Annotated in this window: 13 protein-coding genes and 1 tRNA gene; 6 read left to right on the top strand and 8 right to left on the bottom strand. The window is 36.7% G+C overall.

Annotated elements, in window-relative coordinates; genetic code table 11:
• Positions 1 to 4: 4 nt before the first annotated feature.
• Entirely contained in the window at positions 5 to 1,033 is a 1,029-nt protein-coding gene (locus V0410_RS12000; protein ID WP_330743278.1) for an AMP-binding protein, read from the bottom strand.
• 100 nt (positions 1,034 to 1,133) lie between these two features.
• Here V0410_RS12000 and V0410_RS12005 point away from each other — a divergent pair.
• Positions 1,134 to 1,204: transfer RNA gene (locus V0410_RS12005), tRNA-Gln, on the top strand.
• A gap of 313 nt (positions 1,205 to 1,517) precedes the next feature.
• On the opposite strand, the gene V0410_RS12010 is transcribed toward V0410_RS12005, so the two are convergent.
• Together V0410_RS12010 and V0410_RS12015 are read right to left on the bottom strand one after the other, a co-directional pair.
• On the bottom strand, positions 1,518 to 2,546 hold the full coding sequence (locus tag V0410_RS12010; RefSeq protein ID WP_330743280.1) for a hypothetical protein: 1,029 nt from the start codon (positions 2,544 to 2,546) through the stop codon (positions 1,518 to 1,520).
• A gap of 321 nt (positions 2,547 to 2,867) precedes the next feature.
• Positions 2,868 to 4,163, bottom strand: coding sequence for a hypothetical protein (locus tag V0410_RS12015; RefSeq protein WP_330743282.1), 1,296 nt, complete (start codon positions 4,161 to 4,163; stop codon positions 2,868 to 2,870).
• 586 nt (positions 4,164 to 4,749) lie between these two features.
• Here V0410_RS12015 and V0410_RS12020 point away from each other — a divergent pair.
• Positions 4,750 to 6,174, top strand: coding sequence for a tetratricopeptide repeat protein (locus V0410_RS12020; RefSeq protein WP_330743284.1), 1,425 nt, complete (start codon positions 4,750 to 4,752; stop codon positions 6,172 to 6,174).
• A gap of 153 nt (positions 6,175 to 6,327) precedes the next feature.
• Here V0410_RS12020 and V0410_RS12025 read toward each other — a convergent pair whose 3' ends face one another.
• From V0410_RS12025 to V0410_RS12045, 5 genes are all read right to left on the bottom strand, one after another.
• Positions 6,328 to 7,665, bottom strand: coding sequence for an IS1182 family transposase (locus tag V0410_RS12025; RefSeq protein ID WP_330743286.1), 1,338 nt, complete (start codon positions 7,663 to 7,665; stop codon positions 6,328 to 6,330).
• 158 nt (positions 7,666 to 7,823) lie between these two features.
• The gene (locus V0410_RS12030) at positions 7,824 to 9,161 is read right to left on the bottom strand and encodes an IS1182 family transposase (protein WP_330743286.1); all 1,338 of its coding nucleotides are present in this window, start codon (positions 9,159 to 9,161) and stop codon (positions 7,824 to 7,826) included.
• 120 nt (positions 9,162 to 9,281) lie between these two features.
• On the bottom strand, positions 9,282 to 9,914 hold the full coding sequence (locus V0410_RS12035; protein ID WP_330743288.1) for an HdeD family acid-resistance protein: 633 nt from the start codon (positions 9,912 to 9,914) through the stop codon (positions 9,282 to 9,284).
• Between the two features lie 265 nt (positions 9,915 to 10,179).
• The gene (locus V0410_RS12040) at positions 10,180 to 11,598 is read right to left on the bottom strand and encodes an amino acid permease (protein ID WP_110008126.1); all 1,419 of its coding nucleotides are present in this window, start codon (positions 11,596 to 11,598) and stop codon (positions 10,180 to 10,182) included.
• A gap of 268 nt (positions 11,599 to 11,866) precedes the next feature.
• Positions 11,867 to 12,160: a helix-turn-helix domain-containing protein gene (locus tag V0410_RS12045; protein ID WP_167022761.1), complete on the bottom strand. Its 294-nt coding sequence runs from the start codon at positions 12,158 to 12,160 to the stop codon at positions 11,867 to 11,869.
• A gap of 184 nt (positions 12,161 to 12,344) precedes the next feature.
• Between V0410_RS12045 and ccoN the strand changes: the two genes are divergently transcribed.
• From ccoN to tamL, 4 genes are all read left to right on the top strand, one after another.
• The gene (ccoN, locus tag V0410_RS12050; RefSeq protein WP_330743295.1) at positions 12,345 to 14,624 is read left to right on the top strand and encodes a cytochrome-c oxidase, cbb3-type subunit I; all 2,280 of its coding nucleotides are present in this window, start codon (positions 12,345 to 12,347) and stop codon (positions 14,622 to 14,624) included.
• A gap of 19 nt (positions 14,625 to 14,643) precedes the next feature.
• Positions 14,644 to 15,531: a cbb3-type cytochrome c oxidase N-terminal domain-containing protein gene (locus V0410_RS12055; RefSeq protein ID WP_110008128.1), complete on the top strand. Its 888-nt coding sequence runs from the start codon at positions 14,644 to 14,646 to the stop codon at positions 15,529 to 15,531.
• A 290-nt stretch (positions 15,532 to 15,821) separates the two neighbouring features.
• Complete coding sequence (locus V0410_RS12060; RefSeq protein ID WP_330747687.1) at positions 15,822 to 20,849, top strand: translocation/assembly module TamB domain-containing protein; 5,028 nt, start codon at positions 15,822 to 15,824, stop codon at positions 20,847 to 20,849.
• Positions 20,849 to 23,176, top strand: a complete 2,328-nt coding sequence (gene tamL / locus V0410_RS12065) for a translocation and assembly module lipoprotein TamL (protein ID WP_330743299.1) — start codon at positions 20,849 to 20,851, stop codon at positions 23,174 to 23,176. The genes V0410_RS12060 and tamL overlap by 1 nt, the downstream gene beginning before the upstream one ends.

The following is a 23,176-nucleotide window of genomic DNA, read 5'->3' on the forward strand; positions in this document are numbered from 1 at the left end:
TCAACTAGAGATCTCCAGTTAAATTTTTATACAATTCCAATCTGTTTACCTTCCCGTTGGGAGTTCTCGGAATTTCTCTGATGAAAACAATGTCTTTCGGCCTGTGGAAATTTTTCTCAAATAGTATTTCTGAAACTTTCCTTTTTACCTCATCAGATTCATTTCCTTCTATAATCAATATCAATTTCTGGCCCAAACTTTCATCCGGCAACCCCGCAAATATGGCCTCATTTGGGAGTTCTTTTTTTACCAGGGCTTCCAGGGCTTCCGGAAAAATTTTTGCACCTCCGGAATTAATCACATTATCAATTCTTCCGAGAAATTTAAACTGTTTTTTATTCTTAATCTCAACTAAATCATTAGTTTGCAATTCTGAAGCATTTACATTGGGAGCAAAGATCTTCAGACAACCTCTGTCATCTAAAGAGATCGCTACATTTTCAAAAACGGTGAAATACTCTTCCTGTTCCGGCATTAATTGTTTTAATCCGATATGGGAAAGGGTTTCAGACATTCCATAGGTTTCAAAAATCCGGTTGGAAGGACTAAGGTTCATATGCCGGATTTTATTTTTCAGGCTTTCTGAAACAGCAGCACCACCAATGATCAGGTTTTTAATCAGATGAAGTTTTTCCAGTGAGTTTTCTACCTGGAGAGGTGTCATCGCACAAAAATCTATTTCTTCATTCAGATTTTCAAGAGGCTTTAAAGAAGGATCAGTAACTTTTAATTGTAATTTTCTTTCTAGAGAACGGACAATCATCATTTTACCGGAAATGTATTCTACAGGCAGGCAAAGCAATGCCGTATCACCTCCTTTTAATCCTAAAAAATTACAGGTCATTACTGCTGAATTGACCATTTTCTTTTTTTCAATTTCAAAAATTTTCGGCACTCCGGTAGAACCTGAAGTCTGGACATTTACTCCTGTTTTTTGTGAAAACCATTCTTCCAGAAAATCTTTTACTTTCTTTTCAAATTCTGTAGAGAATGATAATTGATTAATAGTGAGATTATTGAAGTCTATCAGCATGTTTTCCGTGAATAAATTCTACAGTAAATTTAAAAAAAATTTCAAAAAGTTCTTGTATATAAAGAAAAAAGCTGTAAATTTGCACCACTAAAACAAACAGAGACTCATGGTGTAGCGGTAACACTACTGATTTTGGTTCAGTCATCTGGGGTTCGAATCCCTGTGAGTCTACAAACCATCCTTTTTTAAGGGTGGTTTTTGTTTTTTTATTCTTATTCAATCTAATTTCCTATTTGCAATACAATAAATAGCCACTGTAAATTACAATGGTCATTATTCATAAAATATAATTTCTTACAGTTTACCTTGCATTTAAAAGATTTATTTTCAAACTCTTTTTTTTACAAATAATGTTTTTTTGAGACTAATCATCTTCGCTATAGCAAGCTAATTGATACATATATTTGTCAAAATCTTCATTGAAATCATTTTCAACAAAAGGTTTTAATTTAAAAAACTGTTCTTTTGTTATGTTCTGTAACAACTAAAAAAGTCTTGTAAGTATCACTTTATACTGTAAGCTTGCATCTCCATTGTTAGTAAGATCTATTGTTCCGGCTGTGGGCATTGTTAATGTATAATTAAATGCAATATTAGTACCTCCTGCAGCACAATTTGGAATGCCTGACCAAACAACTGATGTTGTATATCTGTTTACTTCAGTAAAAGCAGGCGCTTTATCGGTGGTGTCTGTGTTTAAAATTCCATCCATTCCTTTAATAGAGAAAGAATTGTTAATAGCATTATTAGTGACGTAATACTCTGCAATACCAATACGCCCACAACTATTACTGACATTGACCACAGCTTTATATACCGCATTATTGGCAAGTCCAGCAATCAAAGTATTTGTAGCACCTGGTGTTATGGTAACAGTGTTATTAATAACCGTTCCATAAATGTTATCAACAGCTTTATTCAAAACCCCATTTGCATCTGAATATACCGGCGTAATAAGGGTAGCGCCTGCTGCTACATCCATGGTTCTTACTCTGGTACTACCGGCAACATCCAAGGTATTGGTAGGAGTATTGGTAGCGACACCTATATTACCAAGGGTTAGATCCATTGCCCAATCACTTCCACCAGGAATACGGGAAATAATAAATACCCCGTTATTCCCGTTGAAATTAGGATTTATACCCATTACTGCCTGTTTCACTCCCGTAGTTCCCGTAGTTCTTAAGATCGATAATATGGAGTTATTGGTAATAGGATTTTCTATCAGTAATCCCGTATTGGTAGCTTCACCTCCTCCAATACCTGTGGCTGTTCCCCTATTTTTTATATGGAGATTCGATAATGGTGTTAGGTTACCGATACCTACATTTCCTTCAGAAGTTACTGTGAAGTCATTGGCTTGCTGGACGTCAGTTGGAACACCGGTTGCAGGATTGTCTTTTGCCCCATCTACATGGAGCATACCTTGAGGGTTTGATGTATTTATCCCTACCTGTGAAAACGCAATGATAGAAAACAATATCATTGCCAAAGAGATTAAATTTTTTTTCATTTTTTAAGATTTAAAATGGTGTAATTTGAGTATTTAATTCAATACATTTATTTATGATTGTTATTCAAATAAACATATATAAAAATCAAATTTACACTTTTAAAACGATCACAATATTAAATTAACATAAATAACTCATAATAAAAATAATATTCTCAACACAATAATTGTAATTTTTATTATATACCACGCCCTCTCAGGAAATAGTAAGATAAAAAAAGTACTTTTTTCAAAAACATCTTGAAAAAAGTGGTCTTAAGGAATTAATTGACTCTATTTCATCTGATAAATATTACAATCCTGAACCTGATGACTTTTTTATTAATTTACTGCAACCGCATAAATCGCATTTTCAGACCATACTCCTCCCACTTTACCCAATCCGGCGCCTGTCACAGTACCACTAGCCTGAGTATTCCCTACAATATATCGATACGTTTTGGTTGTCCCGGATGTATTATTAATTTGTACTGTACCCGTAGCAACACTATATTTTTGTCCACCATTAAACGGTCCTTCCAATTGAAAACTCATTAAAGTAGGTCTTATGACATCTGCTGACTGAGTGCCGGTTTGTCCAATGGTTGTAAGATTTGCATCTGAAAAAGTACTTCTTACAAACATCCAGTCACTTGCTGTAATTGTTCCCTGCGGTATTAATAGTAATGAAATGGTAACCATCCATCTTCCCGGAGGTAAAGTAATGGAAGAACCAGTATATCTAAAATCAGAAAATTGGGAAAATGGGACATCATATCCTCCGCCCAATGTTCCTACAGCAACATTTGACGCGGCTCTCTGCCATGTTGCCACGCCATTGGCATCAGAAGTTAATATCTTATTGGCCCCTTGTGTACCATCTACAATTTTTAATGCGCCATTCGTTGAGGAACGTACATCCAATACATTTGTGGGCGCCGTTGTGCCAATACCTACTCTGCCATTTTTATTCAGAGTCATTAAGGGGTCTCCTGCAGCCGGAGCTCCTGCAAACAATTGTAGTACATTGGCAGCGTTTCCCAATCCATAAAAATCATCTCCTGCAGCACTGTTCCATAATGCCAGTTTTTTTCCGTTACCGCTTCCCAAATCCAACATATTCTTAGGAGTTGTTGTTCCTATACCCACTCTGTTGGTAACTGCATCTACCGAAAATGTACTTCCATCCACTGAAAAGTGACTGGTTCCTGCGGTAGCAGTACTTGTAAAGGCTAAAGAACCGGTTCCCTGAGCTACTGTACGGGATCCTGTAAGTGTTCCGTTTGAATTGTAAATATTAGTATTTGCAGGAAGGTCCTTCCATGTTGCAACACCATTCGCGTCTGATGTTAAAACTTTGGCATTTCCCTGTGTTCCATCGACAATTTTTAGAGCTCCATTGGCTGTAGAGCGGATATCCAGTTTATTGGTAGGGTTTACTGTTCCTACTCCGACATTTCCGTTATTAAGCACTGTAAAATCATTAGACTGTTGAGCTGTAGTTGGAACTCCTGTTGAAACATTATCTTTGGCACCATCCACATGAAAAGAGCCTTGAGGATTTGGAGTATTTATCCCTACCTGAGAGAAGAATAAATTTGAGAAAAGCATTCCTGATGAAATGATTATTTTTTTCATTTGTTTAGGTTTAAAAAATGTTTGATGTTTATTTTTTTTCTTGTGTGTATTTAGAATCGTACTGAAAAACATGACCGGTCTGAAATTTCTCTGTGTCCGAATTAGATGATGCAAACTTATTGACTCTAAATAAAAAAAAATCTACATCAAAGACACTTCAAAAAATAAAACATTGATAAACAATCAATTAAAACCAAAAAGAAGTAACTTTGAAGTAAGTGAAAAAAGTGAATTATTGGCTCTCCATAAGCAAAATTCTGTGATAAAGATGGAAATTATAAAGCTCTGCAACTTCAAAAGCTTTATCATTAAAAAAGGCAGGGACGTTACTATCCCCGCCCATAAACACAAACACTTAAGAATGAAAAAAATTTTCGTAGTAAATGTATCAATATTATGCAGCCTGGCTACTACTTTAAAAATACTTCACTTAATAATGAATTAAAAGACAATATTTTATATATTCGAGGGTGTATTTTTGAAGTGTATTTTTTATGATATATTTATGTAAAAGTTTCTACTATTACTTAATTTTTTAAAACATATTCATAAAAAAGTTATTTTTGTTTTAATAATTTTAAAAAATATGTTCCCCAATTTTAGAATTAAAACATTATACCTGATTTTCTTTTCTTTCTCTGCATTTTTTGATGCTCAAGACTTTTCTTTTCAGCCCGAACCCATAAAAACCACATTAGAATACAGAAAGAAATTAGATGCCAAAGGAGCTTTGCAGTTTAATATTAGTGCTCTTAAAAAGTATGAAGAAAATAATAATACTAAAGGTATAATTATGGCCTATACCAATATAGGAAGTCTATTAAACGGACTTGGCAGAAACAAGGAAAGTTTGCAGTATCTTGACAAGGCTAAAAAAGAATTGTTTCATAGTAATGATCCTTTTCTAAAGGCTAATTTGTATAATGAATACGGAAGAACCTATACAAGTCTTGGGCTTTACGAGCAATCCAATGCAGCCTTTGACCAAGCAAAATCTTTTATAAAGAAAATTCCTGACCTTAAACAGAGAGAATTTGCTGAGGCCTACAACTATTCGTGGAAACAGCAAAACTTACCAAAGGATAAAAACCTTGACTCTTTACAGACCCTAAAAAAGAAAATAATGGGTGTAAAGCCTACTATAACTTCTTATACCAGAACAGCAGATCAATTTATTGCTAAAAAAAATCATTTGGATTCTGCTGAATATTATATGAATAAAGCCATCGCTCTTTCAGGAAATGCATCTGATATTGAAAAAGCAACGGCCTGGTTCAGCTATGGAGATCTCTTTAATGTGAAAGGAGATAAAGAAAAGGCACTTCAATATTATCTGAAATCACTCGATATATTTCAAAAAACGGAAAATACTCCAACCTCCCTGCTGACGGTTTATGATACGCTTTCGAGTGTTTATAAGTCTTTAAATGAAATTGATAAATCCAATGAATATCTGAGAAAATATACTGTTCTTAATGATGAGATCAACAAAAATGAAAAAGAAGCCATCAATCTTGCTGTTAATAAACTCATTGAATTAAAGCATGAGGAGAAGGAAAAAGAAAGAAAAACATTTTATGCAATAGCGCTGGTTATTATCGTTATATTTTTAATAGTATTCTATTTTATCCGAAAAATCTATATTCAAAAGGAACTTAAGAAAGATAAAATTATTGAAAAGAAGATTCTTGAAACGGATGTTCTAAAATTAAAAGTAAATGATTCATTTGACGAAATTATCCAGCTGATGGAGAGTAGAAGTCCCTTATTTCTCACGCGTTTTAAAGAAGTATATCCTGAATTTTACGAAAAATTAATTACCCATACCCCCGAACTTACAGAACATGATGTAAAATTCAGTGCATATATCAGATTAAATCTTACGAATAAAGAAATCTGCCAATATGAAAACATTAGTTTGCGGGGAATAGAGACAAAAAGATACAGACTTAAGAAAAAACTGAAGCTGCCATCAAGCACTGAACTTCAGAAGTGGATTCTGGAGCTTTAAGATATTTTGCTTGATTTAAAAAAAGAGGCTGTCTCAAAAGGACAGCCTTTTTTATGGTCGTATTTTTTTGTAACTTATATTTTTCAATGAATTTATTTTTTTTAGATCATATTTTTGAGTTATTATGGTAGAATAAAACAAAGGAAGGTTTTTTTACCCTGCCAGAGCCAATTTTCTAAGATTATGCGCAATAGCAATCAAGCCGGTTTCTATTTCGACTTTATTTTGTCCTCTGAGAAAAAATCTTTTAAATCCTTTGTTATGTTTGATTTGAGCAAACACAGGTTCTACATCGTGACACCTTTGTTTTCTAAGCATTATGCCCCGTTTTGTATTGAGAAGCTTATGAACCTTATGCCGGAGCTTTGAAAGTTTTGGGTTAGAGGGCGAAGATGTTATAATTTTGGTTTTCTGATCTTTATCAAAATAATTATACTTGATATAGGCTTTGACTTTTCTCTTTTGGAGAAAAATATAGTTCTCTTCTGAGCCATATCCTGCATCAGCCACTATTTCGTTGGGAGGTTTATGATAAAGGTGTTCAAAATTCTTAATATGAGCAAGAAGGGTTTTAGTGTCACCAGGATTAGGATGCAGAGTATAATTAATGATAAACTGATTCTCGGTACTCAACTGAAGATTGTAAGCCGCTTTGAGCTGCCCATTACGCATATGATCCTCTTTCATGCGCATAAAAGTAGCATCAGGGTCTGTTTTTGAATAGCTGTTCCTATTCCCAAGAATAGCCTCTTGGTTCTCATATTTTTCAAGATTTTCAGGCCAGTTCTTTTTTGCGTAATTAATCTTCTGACGAACTTTAGAGCAAATTTTCTTCTTTTTTAAAGTAGAATCTATCGTTTCTATAACAGATTTTATTTTTTCTTTGTCCATAGACTTAAAGGTTACCTCCGAAGTATCTTTCATTTCTTCCCTGGCTATTTCCTGAGTGTAGTTCCACAAATCCTCAAGTTGGGACTCTATACGTTCTTTATTCTTTTTGATAGCCTTTCCCCATACAAATGTGTAACGATTGGCATTGGCTTCTATTTTAGTCCCATCTGTAAAGATGGTTTGCAGGCTTACCAGACCTTCTTTCTCCAGATATAATACAATTTGTGCGAAGATCTCTTTGAGTTCTCCTTTTAACCTCTCACTTCTGAAACGGTTCAAAGTATTATGATCGGGACGGTTCATGGCGCTTAGCCACATAAAATGAACATTCTCTTTGAGTGCCTGCTCCAGCTTTCTACTCGAATAAATATTACACAAATAGCCATAAACCAATACTTTCAAAAGCATTTTGGGATGATACGCCGATGTGCCGCCGGGTTTATAATTACGGAGTAAATTAGTGATGTCCAGACCATCTATAACAGCTGAAACAGTTCGTACAGGATGATTATTTTCTATCAGCTCCGACAAATCAGGAGGAAAAAGAAAATTTTGCTTGGGATTATAATCTTTAAAGACTACCTTTGATTTACTTAACACACAGCAAATTAATCAATTTGCAACTATTAGAGGCTGTCTCAAAAGGACAGCCTTTTTTATGGTCGTATTTTTTTGTAACTTATATTTTTCAATGAATTTATTTTTTTTAGATCATATTTTTGAGTTATTATGGTAGAATAAAACAAAGGAAGGTTTTTTTACCCTGCCAGAGCCAATTTTCTAAGATTATGCGCAATAGCAATCAAGCCGGTTTCTATTTCGACTTTATTTTGTCCTCTGAGAAAAAATCTTTTAAATCCTTTGTTATGTTTGATTTGAGCAAACACAGGTTCTACATCGTGACACCTTTGTTTTCTAAGCATTATGCCCCGTTTTGTATTGAGAAGCTTATGAACCTTATGCCGGAGCTTTGAAAGTTTTGGGTTAGAGGGCGAAGATGTTATAATTTTGGTTTTCTGATCTTTATCAAAATAATTATACTTGATATAGGCTTTGACTTTTCTCTTTTGGAGAAAAATATAGTTCTCTTCTGAGCCATATCCTGCATCAGCCACTATTTCGTTGGGAGGTTTATGATAAAGGTGTTCAAAATTCTTAATATGAGCAAGAAGGGTTTTAGTGTCACCAGGATTAGGATGCAGAGTATAATTAATGATAAACTGATTCTCGGTACTCAACTGAAGATTGTAAGCCGCTTTGAGCTGCCCATTACGCATATGATCCTCTTTCATGCGCATAAAAGTAGCATCAGGGTCTGTTTTTGAATAGCTGTTCCTATTCCCAAGAATAGCCTCTTGGTTCTCATATTTTTCAAGATTTTCAGGCCAGTTCTTTTTTGCGTAATTAATCTTCTGACGAACTTTAGAGCAAATTTTCTTCTTTTTTAAAGTAGAATCTATCGTTTCTATAACAGATTTTATTTTTTCTTTGTCCATAGACTTAAAGGTTACCTCCGAAGTATCTTTCATTTCTTCCCTGGCTATTTCCTGAGTGTAGTTCCACAAATCCTCAAGTTGGGACTCTATACGTTCTTTATTCTTTTTGATAGCCTTTCCCCATACAAATGTGTAACGATTGGCATTGGCTTCTATTTTAGTCCCATCTGTAAAGATGGTTTGCAGGCTTACCAGACCTTCTTTCTCCAGATATAATACAATTTGTGCGAAGATCTCTTTGAGTTCTCCTTTTAACCTCTCACTTCTGAAACGGTTCAAAGTATTATGATCGGGACGGTTCATGGCGCTTAGCCACATAAAATGAACATTCTCTTTGAGTGCCTGCTCCAGCTTTCTACTCGAATAAATATTACACAAATAGCCATAAACCAATACTTTCAAAAGCATTTTGGGATGATACGCCGATGTGCCGCCGGGTTTATAATTACGGAGTAAATTAGTGATGTCCAGACCATCTATAACAGCTGAAACAGTTCGTACAGGATGATTATTTTCTATCAGCTCCGACAAATCAGGAGGAAAAAGAAAATTTTGCTTGGGATTATAATCTTTAAAGACTACCTTTGATTTACTTAACACACAGCAAATTAATCAATTTGCAACTATTAGGAAAGCAAAAGCTTTCCTTTTTTTATGCTCAAAAAAAAGACTGTCTCACTTTTGAGACAGCCTCTTCTTTTGTTTATATGTAAATATGTATTATTTTTTGAGCTCATCAATTTCTTCCTGTATCGATTTGATTCTATCCCTTAATTCCTGGCTTACTTTCCCCGGAATCTTTTTTATCTTTCTTAAATCCAGAGCCAGCATAATGGAAGCTATTCCCATAAAAATAAAGGAAACACCGGTAAGGGTAACTAATGAAATTCCCGTAAATACCGGATTAAAAATCAGCAGCAGGGAAAATATAATGCCTCCCACACTGGCAAGAGCAACATTTCCCCAGCTCATTATCTTCATGCTTTTCAGGTCAAATGCAAAGCCCAGTAATTGAAATGAACGGAACAGCAAGGTAAATCCGATGACAAAAGGAAGTACTGCCATAGAAATCTGAGGATTTGCGATAAGATAAATTCCTATTGCAGTGGTTAATAATCCACTCACTAGAAACCAGCCCCAACCCTGCAGGGATTTGCTGTTCTGTAAGGAAAAGAATATTTCAGTAATACCCGAAAATAAGAATGAAACACTGAAAAAGATAGAAAGTGTCACATACGTTGCAAGCGGTACACTGAAAACATAAAAACCGCAGATAAGGAAAAGAATTCCGAAGATTAAAGGGATGTACCAGTGCTTTACGGTATTGGTAAAAGTTTGAAATAAATTGGCCATAAGAGTGTTTTTTGGTCATGCCTACTTTTTTGTAACGGTTTTCGGCTTCTCCGCAGGTATCACAAACAGATTATAATTTTCACCTGAATTTGAAATATAACGTCTTACTAATATATGAAAAATAAGCGGAAATACGAAGTACTCACTCAATGAATGTTGCATTTCTCCTCCACTTAGAAAGTATCTCTAAAAATTTTCAGAAACAAAAAAGGTGAAAATCTTTTAATTTTCACCTTTCCAAAAACATGTTTAAATGTGTTTATTTTTAATTCGGTTTGTACAATTTGTACATTACGAACAAAAAGCCAATCCATATCGGGATCAGAATTACCTGAATTTCCATACCTGTAATACTCATTAATCCTAAAATCAGAATTAAAAATGCAATGCAGATATAGTTGGATACCGGATAAAATATAGATGGGAATTTTGAATGTATTCCCTCTGCATTTATTGATTTTTTGAACTTTAAATGGGTGTAGCATATCATAAGCCAGTTGATGATCAGTGTAGATACAACCAAAGCCATCAAATATTCAAAGGCTTTCTCCGGTACCAGTTTATTGATTATAATACAGATTCCTGCGAAGCATGAAGATATAATGATCGCATTGGTAGGAACTGAGTTTTTGTTCAGTTTTTTCAGGAATTTCGGAGCATTTCCCTGCTGAGCCAATCCGAAAAGCATTCTGCTGTTACTGTAAACACTGCTGTTGTACACTGACAACGCAGCTGTTAAAACAATCAGGTTAAGAACATTCGCTATTAATGTATTGAACTGAATCACTTTTCCAAAAAGGCTGAATTCGAGACCATTCAGATTTTGAAATACCATTACAAACGGGCTGGATCCTTCTGTAATATCTCTCCAGGGACTTAAAGAAAATAAAATAACCAACGCTCCCACATAGAAAATAAGGATTCTATAGATCACCTGATTGGTTGCCTGCGGAATCGTTTTCTCCGGGTTTTTGGCTTCTGCAGCCGTAATTCCGATAAGCTCAAGCCCTCCGAATGAGAACATGATCATTGCCATAGCTGCAAATAGTCCTGAATATCCGTTTTCTGTTTTGTTAAATAATCCTTTGGGAAAAAAACCTCCGTCATTCCACAGATTGGTAATTGTCGCTTTTTCTCCTCCTGTCCCGCTTATTAAAAGATAGACTCCGAAAATAATCATCGCAATAATAGCCACTACCTTGATAATGGAAAACCAGAATTCTGTTTCTCCGTAAACTTTTACGGATGCCAGATTAAGCGCATTAATGACCACAAAGAAGAATAAACTGGAAACCCAGAGTGGTATTTCCGGCCACCAAAAATGGATATAGTGCCCAATTGCCGTAAGTTCTGCCATACTCACCAGAATATAGAGAATCCAGTAGTTCCATCCGGAAGCAAATCCCGGAAAATTTCCCCAATATTTGTAGGCAAAGTAGCTAAAACTTCCAGAAACGGGTTCCTGAACTACCATTTCACCCAGCTGACGCATAATAAAAAAGGCAATAATACCTGCTAAAGCATAGCCTAAAATTACGGACGGTCCAGCCAGTACCGCTGCCGGTCCGATTCCCAGAAATAACCCTGTTCCGATGGCTCCACCAAGGGCAATTAATTGTATGTGTCGGTTTGTTAATCCTCTAACTAAAGTCTCGTTTTGTCCTGTTTTATTTTCGTTGCTCATTGAATGAATTATTCGGTCGCTAAATATATAAAAACTTTTCAGAGAAATTCACATTCCATGGGGTAAATTGAGAATTCAGCCTCATCCGTATATTTTCTTTTTACATCATTATAAATAAAGTTCAGAATACAGTTACAAAAATAGTTTTAATAATTGTAGTTAAGATTCTATCCTACCTTGTTTTCCATCTCATTCAGAGCAAAAAAAATGATCACTTTCTATTGTTGGAAAGAGATCATTTTTAATACATTATCTAAGCAATTAAGGTTTATAAAAATTCTTTGGGAACTGAAATATTATTCTTTTTCATGTATTCCAAAAGATTTTGATATTTATCTTCATATTCATCGTTTCCGCACTTATGCGAAATACTGCAGATGTCAGATGGCTTGATGTCTAAAATATCAGATATTTTAGTCAGTATCTCCAGGTTGATCTTCACCTTGGAATTCTCAATATCGGAATATGCCTTTTGGGAAATGCCCATTTCAAAGGCCATGTACTCCTGCGTAAGATCTTTGCTCCTACGTATTTTCCTGATATTTTGTCCACATACTTTCATCGCTTTTGTTTTAGTAGTTTTCGGTATATTTTAGAAGATTAGCTATTAGCCTCTAACAAAGTTAATAAATACCTTTGGCAAAACATTACACACGTTACATGATATTTATTTTCAGCATAAAAAAGACTTAAAAATACGCCTTTTTTCAGAGAAAATATCACTTCGGTAAACACTATTGGAATTTATGGAGACGCAAAAATTTAATTATGACAATAATATTGTCAGAGCATTCCTCTATGCGACTATCGCATTCGGACTTGTAGGATTTCTGCTGGGGCTTACAGCTGCATTGATGCTTTTTTATCCTGAATTGCCTGAATTTTTATTCGGTACGGATGATACAACTATTAAAAGCTTGGCTTCAGGTAATATTCAGGGGCTGATCAATACACAGGGAGCCATGGGCTTCGGAAGGATCAGAATGCTTCATACCAGTGCTGTAATTTTTGCTTTTGTATGTAATTCCTTTTTCTGCGGTGCTTATTACAGTATGCAGAGGCTTCTTAAAACCAGAATGTACAGTGACACCCTTTCATGGATTCACTTCTGGTCATGGCAGCTGATGATCGTCAGTGTGGTTATTACATTCCTTATGGGAATCAATACTTCTAAAGAATATGCCGAACATGAATGGCCCATCGATATCTTAATTGCATTCTCATGGATCATTTTCGGAATCAATATGTTCGGAACTATTGCCAAAAGAAGAGTAAGACATTTGTACGTAGCCATCTGGTTCTATATGGCAACCTGGCTTGCAGTAGCAATGCTTCACATCTTCAATAACCTGGAAGTTCCGTTATCTTTCACAAGCTGGAAATCTTATTCTGTATATGCAGGTGTAAAAGATGCATTAGTACAATGGTGGTATGGCCACAATGCGGTTGCATTCGTATTAACCACCCCTGTATTAGGTCTTATGTATTACTTTATGCCAAAAGCAGCTCAGCGACCGGTATTCTCATACAAACTATCCATTATTCACTTCTGGTCGCTGATCTTCGTATATCTTTGGGCCGGGCCTCACCACCTGCAATATACAGCTTTACCGGCATGGGCTCAGGCGGTAGGAACAGGGTTCTCTATTATGCTTATTGCTCCGTCATGGGGAGGAATGCTGAATGGCCTTCTTACCTTAAGAGGAGCCTGGGATAAGGTAAGAGAAAATCCGATTCTTAAATTCTTTGTAGTAGCGGTTACATGCTATGGTATGGCTACTTTCGAAGGACCTTTACTCGCTACAAAATCATTAAATAAAATTGGTCACTATACAGACTGGGTTATCGGACACGTACACATTGGTGCACTCGGATGGAATGGTTTTATGGCATTCGGAATTGTTTATTACCTGGTTCCTATTATGTGGAGAACATCTCTTTGGTCTAAAAAACTGGCCAACTGGCACTTCTGGCTGGGAACTTTAGGAATTATCTTCTATGCAGTTCCAATGTATATATCTGGATTTACGCAAGGATTGATGTGGAAACAGTTCAACCCGGACGGAACCTTATTATGGAAAAACTGGCTGGATACTGTAACAGCTGTCATTCCTTACTATAAAATGAGATTCTTAGGAGGACTATTTTATCTTTCAGGAGCTATCCTGATGGTTATAAATGTTATTAAAACAATCAAAGCCGGTTCATTCCAGAAAGAAGTTCCTGCAGAAGCTCCTGCCTTAGCCAATATCGGAAGTTCAAGAAAAGAAGGTGAAGGCTTACACCTTTGGCTGGAAAGAACGCCTACTCTTCTTTCTGTATTAGCTTTCATTACAGTAGCAATTGGTGGATTGGTGGAGATTGTTCCTACACTGTCACTGAAGCAAAGTGTTCCGACAATTACTGCCGTAAAACCATACACGCCACTGGAACTGGAAGGTAGAGACTTATATATCCGTGAAGGATGTAACTCATGCCACTCACAAATGATCAGACCTTTCCGTGATGAAGTCGTAAGATTTGAAGGGAAAAACGGACAGTACTCCAAAGCAGGAGAATTCGTATACGACAGACCATTCTTATGGGGATCAAAAAGAACAGGACCGGATCTTCACAGAGAAGGAGGAAGAAACCCGGATTCATGGCACTTCAAACACATGTACAACCCAAGAATTACTTCTGCCGGTTCCATTATGCCACGTTTCCCATGGTTAATCAGTAATAAACTGGACAGAACACAAATGGTGGATAAAATGAAACTGATGAAAAATGTCTTCGATGTTCCTTATACAAAAGCCCAGATAGATTCTGCCAGCCAATGGGCGGACAACCAGTCCAAAGCAATTGTACAGAGAATTTATTCTGAAGCAACGGATGTAAAAGATCAGATGGCCAAAGAAAAAACAGCAAAAGGATCTGCCTATGTACCACTTGAACAAAGAGAAATTGTAGCCATGATTGCTTACCTCCAGAGGTTAGGTACAGACATCAAAACGACACAGGTACAAACCGCAAGCGTAAAGTAACATTTAAAATTAAACTGCAATGAAAACGAGAACCCCCATTTCAATATATATCGCAACAACGATAGGTTTAACGATCATGGCCTTTGAAATGTTCGCCGGAGATTCAGGATATTTTTCTTCTCCTTTTTTCTGGGCGCTGATACTAATTGCCATTATCCTGCTGCTGATCATGAATTCGATTGGTGACCTGGTAGAAAATGAAAGTTTCAACAGATTATCCGAGGAAGAAAAAAAACAATATCTGGAAGAAAAAAAGATTCCTTATTACCAGAAATTATGGAACTCTGCGTTCAAAAAGCAAAGCGCTACAGAAGAAAAAGATATTCTTATCGACCATGGTTTTGATGGAATTACAGAGCTGGACAACTCGCTTCCGAAATGGTGGATTGGCTTATTCTGGTTCGGATGTATTTTCTGTGCCGTATATCTGGTAGCCTTCTCTTTTACAGATTATGCCCATCCTGATGCAGAATACACGAAGGAAACAAAAACCATGCTGGCTTCCATAGAAGAGTATGAGAAAACGGCACCTCAGATCAATCTGGAATCTGCAAAATACAGTGCTGATAATATTGCCGAAGGACAGGAACTTTTTAAAACGAATTGTGTTACCTGCCACGGAGACGGAGGAAAAGGAGGTATAGGTCCGAACCTTACCGATACCCACTGGATCAATATTAAAGAAAAAAGCTTATTTAAAAATGTTTTCTGGATGCTTGAAAACGGCTCTCCGAACAATCCTACCATGAGACCTTTCATTAAAGAAGGAACCATTACCGGAAGAGATGCAGAGAAAATTGCCGCTTATATTTATCACATCAATCAGGAAACCGCTCCTATCACTACGGCACAAGGTGGTGCAGCTCCTCAGGGAGAAGAAGTGAAATGGGAGAACGGAAACAACTAAAATTATTATTATCTATCAATAAACCATGCCACGCCCCCTTCACAACTACTAACATTTGAATTTCATTTTTGCTAACTAACCTTTTCAACATTAAAAAATGATAAAAGGGGGCGTTTTTTAAACATAATAATCCCTGCCTTGACTCGTCTTACTCAACTATTCACTTGACAACTACAAACTAAAAATTCCATAATAAGACAGCCAAGGCAGGATTTTTGCATTCGCAAAGGGTACCACAACAAAGACCAAATAAAATAGTATTGTTATCTTTGTTAGAAACCTCATCGCATTTGAAACTGAAAATCAACACCACAAAACTCTTAAGGCGTATTGTAATAACCTTTATTTCAATATTGGTTCTTCTTACCCTGTTGATACTAAGCTTAAGGCTTCCAGCCGTTCAAAATTTCATCAAAGACAAACTCATTGTTTACCTTGAGAAAAAAATCAAAACTCCCGTAAGCCTGGAAAGAGTCTATATAGGATTCCCGAACAGCCTTGTCATGGAGAACCTTTATCTCAAAGGACAGGACGTAGATACTCTTCTGGCAGTGAAGAAACTGGATGTAGGTTTACATATGCTGAAGCTTCTTAATTCTACGGCAGATATTACTTCTGTTGAAATGGAAGGAGCACGTGCCAATGTAGTGAGGAAACCGGATGGCAAATTCAATTTTGATTATATCATTGATGCTTTTGCTTCCAGTGATAAAGAAGAAAGCCCATCCAAACCCTTTATTATTTCCCTTGATAAAATCAATTTAAAAGATGTTGGGGTAACATTTAACGACCAGCAATCGAAGAATGATATTCAGCTCTATTTTAAGTCATTCGATACCAGAGTTAAAACTTTTGATCTCAGCAAAAATAAGTATGCTGTTAATGATATCAATCTCGACGGATTAAAATTAAAGTTAAAGCAGGGACTTGTAGAAGAAGTTGCCAACAAGGTGGAGAAAAAAGTAGATTCTCTTAATGAAAAAAAGCCTATGAATATTGGCTTAAGAGGAATCAAGCTTACTCATTTCGACATTGATTACGGCGATGAAAACACCAAAACATTTGCAAAAGTTATATTCAAAGAACTTAGCACTAAGGTCAACAAACTGGATCTTGAAAACAACGCTTTCAACGTAGCGAATGTTTTTCTTTCGGGAGCAGACATTAATGCCAATCTTTATCTTCCCGCTCAGAATGCCAATCCTAAAACAACCAAAGAACCTGAAGTTTCCAAAGCCTCTGATCAGGATAAAGCTATGAAACTCCTCTTAGGAAAACTTGTTTTGAACGATGTAAAGGTCAATTATAACAATACCGCTATCGCTCCTACTAAACAGGGAATGGACTTCAACCACCTTAATTTTTCAAAGATGAACGTGGAGGTGAGAAGCTTCAAAATGGAGAACAACACCTTTGCAGGAACAGTAAACTCAGCAGAAATCAAAGAAGGCAGAGGGCTGGATATTCAAAAGTTCAATACCGATTTTGTGTATGCTGAAAAGGAGGCTTATCTTAAAGATCTTTATCTGCAGACTCCAAAAACAATACTGCGTGATGAGGTTGTTTTAAACTATAATTCTATCGACCAGCTTAGCTCAAACTTAGGTGCTGTAAAGATTTCGGCCAATATCAAAGATTCAAAAATAGGGTTTTCCGACATTCTGAATCTGGTTCCGACATTGAGAAATACGGTTCCGTTCAATAAATATCCGAATGCTATCCTAAACGTAAATGCGAATGTAAAAGGAAGCGTGAATGATCTTTTAATTCAGGATCTCAAAGTTTCAGGGCTGGATCAGCTAAGGGTAATGGCTTCCGGAAGGATCAAAAATGCGATGAATCCGGATCAGTTGTATTATGACCTGAGAATAGGGGAATTTTCATCCAATGCTAAGACGATATTCAATCTTGTCCCTAAAAATACAATCCCTTCGAATATTTCGCTTCCTTCCCATTTCAGCATCAAAGGAAATGCAAAAGGAACAACGAAAGCGATAAATACAGATCTCAACCTCTACTCTACTTTGGGAAACGCTGCCATCATCGCACAGGTAGACATGCGAAGAAAAAATCATGAATTGTATGATGTGAAAGCCAATCTTCAGGGTATACAGGTTGGGAAAATCATTCAGAATAAAGATATTGGTCCTATCACTGCACAAATTGCAGCCAAAGGGGAAAGTTTTGATTTTAAAAATGCCAATGCAGATTTAAAAGGTCACGTTGCTTCCGCAGTCTACAAAGGATATCGTTACCAAAACATGAACCTTACCGGAAAGATCAATAAAGGAGCTTATCATGTTATTTTAGATTCAAAAGACCCGAATGCCAGTTTGCAGCTGACCGCTTCCGGGGTTTATGACGAAAAAAATCCTACGGTAAAAGTGAACGGAGAAGTCATCAAACTGGATGTCAACAAACTTGGCTTCTATGAAAAACCAATGATTATTGCCGGAAAAATTGATGGAGATTTCACCAGCTTAGATCCCAATAATTTAAATGGATATCTCAACCTTAAAGATTTCGCGTTCTCGGATACCAAAGAGGTTTATCCTGTACAGGAAGTCAATCTGAAGGCTTCTTCCACAACAGATTCTACTCAGATTATTTTCAATTCCCAGATCGCAGATGTGGAACTGAAAGGTAAATATAAATTGACTCAGATTTTTGGTGCTTTAACGAAAACTGTGAATCAGTATTACCAGTTCCAGAAGCCGGATAACAAACAGAAAATTGATCCAGGACAACATTTTACTTTTACGGCTAAAATCAAAAATGATGATCTGATCAGAAAGTTTGCGCCGGATCTGAAAGATTTTGAAACCATCAATCTTGTTGGAAATTATGATGCAGATTCTCAGAAAATTGAAATTGACGGCCAAATACCAAGATTATTATATGGTGAAAATACCATTGAAAAAGGTGCTTTAAAAGTCACCAATGAAAATCAGGCATTGCAGTACAGTCTGAATGTAGCGGCTTTAAAAAGCTCAAGCTTTTCTTTAAATAAAATCAGTATTGATGGGGATGTTGCGGACAATACCATCCGATACAATGTTACCACAAAAGATGAGAAAGACGCCACTCAGTTCCTGATTGCAGGAAATGCAAAATCGTTGAATGATATTACCGAAATATCTCTGAACCCGAACGGGTTGAAACTGAATTATACGGACTGGAATGTTGCTGAAAACAATAAAATTCAGATCAGCAATAAAGGAATTCTGGCGGATAACTTCATCTTGTCTAATGGCAGCAGTGAAATTGCTGTACAGTCTGAAAGCAGCAGCCCAAGCAGCCCTTTGAATATTTCGTTGAAAGATTTTAAAATTGAAACCATTACGGAACTTATTAAAAAAGATACGGTTCTGGCAAGAGGAACGATCAATGGTACGGCGCAGCTTCGTGATGTGACTAAAAATATGACATTCACTTCCGACCTGAATATTTCAGACTTAATTGTCTATGGAAGTCCTGTCGGAAACCTTGCTGTAAAAGTGAATAATGCCTCACCGAAGGTTTTAAATGCTGATATTGCCCTTTCGGGAAATAACAATGACGTAAAAATCCTTGGGGATTATAATACCTCTTCCAGTACTTTTGATCTGAATATGGCGATCAACCAGCTTCAGATGAAGAGTATTCAGGGATTCTCTATGAATGCTATTACCAATACAGAAGGTTATCTATCAGGAAACTTAAAGATCAGCGGAACTACAGATAAACCGAATATTTTAGGAAAAGTGAAATTCAATGATGCCGGATTGGAAATTGCCAAAACGGGAAGTGATTTCAGACACCTTAGTGATGAAATAGATTTTACCAGCCGCGGAATTGAGTTTGATCAGTTCAAAATCAAAGACAAGGACGGAAATGCTCTTGTGGTGGACGGGCAGGTTCTTACCCAAACCTACAGAGATTTTGCCTTTAATCTGGATGTGAATGCAAAAGACTTCAAAGTTGTCAATTCAGAGAAATCAAATGATGCGATGATGTATGGTATTCTGGCCATTGATGCCGGACTTCATATTCGTGGAAACCTTGATCTTCCAAAAGTAGACGGAAGACTGAGCGTGGCAGACAACACTGATTTCACGTTTGTTCTTCCTCAATCCAGCCCTACTTTACAGGAGAGAGATGGTATTGTAGAATTTGTGGATCAGGATCAGGTGGTTTTAAACAAAACAATCAAAGCAGATTCTCTTAATGCGCAGAGCCGCATCAAAGGAATGGATGTAAGTGTTAATATTGAAGTCAGCAAAGAGGCAAAACTGTCGCTGATCATTGATAAAGCCAATGGTGATTTTGTACAGCTTCAGGGTGAAGCTGAATTAACCGGAGGAATAGATCCGTCAGGAAAAACTACGCTGGTAGGAGTATATGAAGTGGAAAAAGGAAGTTATGATCTTTCGGTGAGTTTCCTGAAACGTAAATTTGACATTCAGAAAGGCAGTACCATTACCTGGACAGGTGAACCTACTATGGCTCAAATGGATATTACTGCCGTATATAAAACAGAAGCACCACCTATTGACCTTGTGGAGCAGCAGATCAGTGGAGAGAGTGCCTCAACCATGAATCAGTTTAAGCAGAGGGTTCCTTTCAATGCTTTATTGAAAATGAAAGGAGAATTATTGAAACCTCAGCTTACTTTCGATATTACTACAGATGAGAAAAATAATTCTGTATCTACGAATGTAAAAGATGTTGTAGATCAGAAACTTGCCCAGATAAGAACTCAGGAGTCTGAGCTGAACAAACAGGTATTTGCCTTATTGCTTCTGAACCGTTTTATAGGAGAAAATCCGTTTGAAAGCGGTGCCGGAATGTCTGCAGAAACCATGGCAAGACAGAGTGTGAGTAAAATCCTTTCCCAGCAGCTGAATAATCTTGCAGCAGGCCTGATTAAAGGAGTAGATCTTAATTTTGGACTTGATTCTTCAGAAGATTATTCCACCGGAGAGAAAAATACCCGCACCGACCTGAATGTAGATATCAGTAAAAAATTATTGAATGACCGACTAAAAGTAACGGTAGGAAGTAACTTCGGACTGGAAGGCCAGGCACGCCAGAATGAAAACATGACCAATATTGCGGGGAATGTATCCGTAGATTACAGCCTTTCCAAAGATGGAAGGTATATGCTTCGTGCTTATCGTAAGGATGAATATCAGGTAGCTCTTCAGGGACAGATCATAGAAACCGGCGTCGGATTTATTATTACATTGGATTATGACAAGTTCCGGGAGATTTTCCAGAAATCTAAAGAGAAAAAGCAGAAAAAAAATCAAAATAACCAAGTGGTAGAATTTAAATAATGAATAATAAGTTCCATATATATTGTAAGTATCTGTTGGTTTCCGGGATGGCATCCACGGTAATCTCGTGCGGCAACACCAGGTTTTTGAAAGAGGGCCAGATGCTCTATACGGGAGCCAAAGTAAAGATTGAAAATGATACGATTTCCAAAAAAGAAAAAAAAGATCTTGAGTCTGCACTGGAAGCGAATCTCACTCCAAAGCCTAATTCCACATTTTTAGGACTACGTCCCAAGCTGTATTTTTATAATATTGCCAAGGAGCCTAAAAAAGACAAAGGCTTTAATTACTGGCTTAAATATAAAGTGGGTGAAAAACCAGTATTATTGGGAGATGTAGATCGTGAGTTCAATAAAGATATCATTGAAAATTATTCTGAAAACAAAGGATATTTCAATGCCAGAGCTACTTATGACACTGTTTCAAAGAACAAAAAAGCTCAGGTTATTTATACAGTAAGGCCTGGTTCAAGATACCTGATAGAAGGTGTAAAATTCCAGAAAGATTCTACACTGGTCAATCATGAAATTCAAAACCTTACGGAGAAAACTCTTCTTAAAAACGGAAGACCATTTGACCTGGATGTCATCAAAGCAGAAAGAGAAAGAATTGACAACAGGCTAAAGGAACGAGGTTTTTATTATTTCCATCCTGATAATATTATCGTGCAGGCGGACAGTACGGTGAGTAAAAATCATAAAGTTGAACTTAACGTAAAACTAAAAGATAACACTCCTGATTTGGCAACGCAGCAGTTCAGTATTGATAATGTTATCGTATTTCCCAATTACAATATTCAGGATGTAAAAGATGGTAAATACAGTATCCCGATGGATAAAGATTCTCTTTCCAAATATCGTTTTGATGACATTTACGTCATTGATCCGCAGCATAAATTTAAACCGAAGATTTTTGACAGAGCCTTATATTTCAAAAAAGGAGATCTTTACAACCGTTCCAACCACAATCTTACCCTGAACCGATTGATCAGTCTGGGAGTATTCAAATTTGTAAAGAACGACTTTATTGTATCTGATTCTTTAAGCCATAAATTTGATGCCTATTATTTATTGACTCCAAGACAGGTACAATCGCTTCGTCTGGAAGCATTGGGAAGGACCAATTCCGCCAACTATGCGGGTAGTGAGCTGAACCTGAACTGGACCCACAGAAATTTCTTCAGAGGTGCAGAACAATTTAAAGCTGCCATCTATGGAGCTTTTGATTTCCAGATGGGAGGGGCTCAAAATGCCAATAATATTTTCCGTGCAGGAACAAACGTACAACTTTCAATCCCAAGAATTGTAGCACCATTCCGTTTTCATTCTTCCAGTGAATTTGTTCCCAGAACAAATATCACATTGGGATATGAATTCCAGAACAGAACACAATATTATACCCTAAATAATTTCACCGGATCATTCGGATATGTGTGGAAAGAAAACGCAAGAAAAGAACATGATCTGAAAGTGATTGATATTACTTTGGTGTCCCCGGCAAAGGTTACCGCAGAATATGATTCAATATCAAAGAAGAATCCAGCAATGGCAAGAGTTGTGGCAAAGCAGCTTATTTTCGGCCCTACCTATTCTTATACCTATACCAATACCATGCTGCCAAAGACCAATACTGTTTATTATAAAGGAACGCTGGATCTGGCAGGAAATATTACGGGATTGGTTACCGGAGCCGATGTAAAGAAAGATAAGGAAAAGAAAATATTCGGAATTCCTTTCAGCCAATATGTAAAGATTGAAAACGATTTCAGATTCTATCATAAGTTCAGTGAAAAGTCTTCACTGGCTACGAGATTTATAGGAGGGATTGCCTATCCTTACGGAAACTCAGAGTATATTCCTTTCTCTAAACAGTTTTTCTCAGGAGGAAGTAACAGTATCAGAGCATTCCGTGCAAGAACATTAGGACCGGGAAGTTTTGACCCGAGAACGATAGATCCTGGGACTTACTTTGACCAGTCCGGAGATATCAAACTGGAATTAAATGCGGAGTACCGTGCCAATCTTTATAAGTTCTTAAATGCTGCCGTTTTTGTAGATGCCGGAAACATCTGGCTTCTTCACGACGATGAAAACAGACCCGGGGCTAAGTTTTCAAAAGATTTTTTAAATGAAATTGCGGTGGGAGCCGGAGTAGGTCTAAGACTGGATTTTTCTATCCTGATTTTAAGACTGGATCTTGCCATGCCACTGAGAGTTCCTTACTATCAGAAAGGGGACAGATGGGCCTTCGATAAAATTAATTTCGGAGACTCAAGCTGGAGAAAAGACAATCTTGTTTTAAATATTGCCATCGGATATCCTTTTTAA

This window comes from Chryseobacterium sp. CP-77 (assembly GCF_036362765.1).
GTDB classification, from domain to species: Bacteria; Bacteroidota; Bacteroidia; order Flavobacteriales; family Weeksellaceae; genus Chryseobacterium; species Chryseobacterium cupriresistens.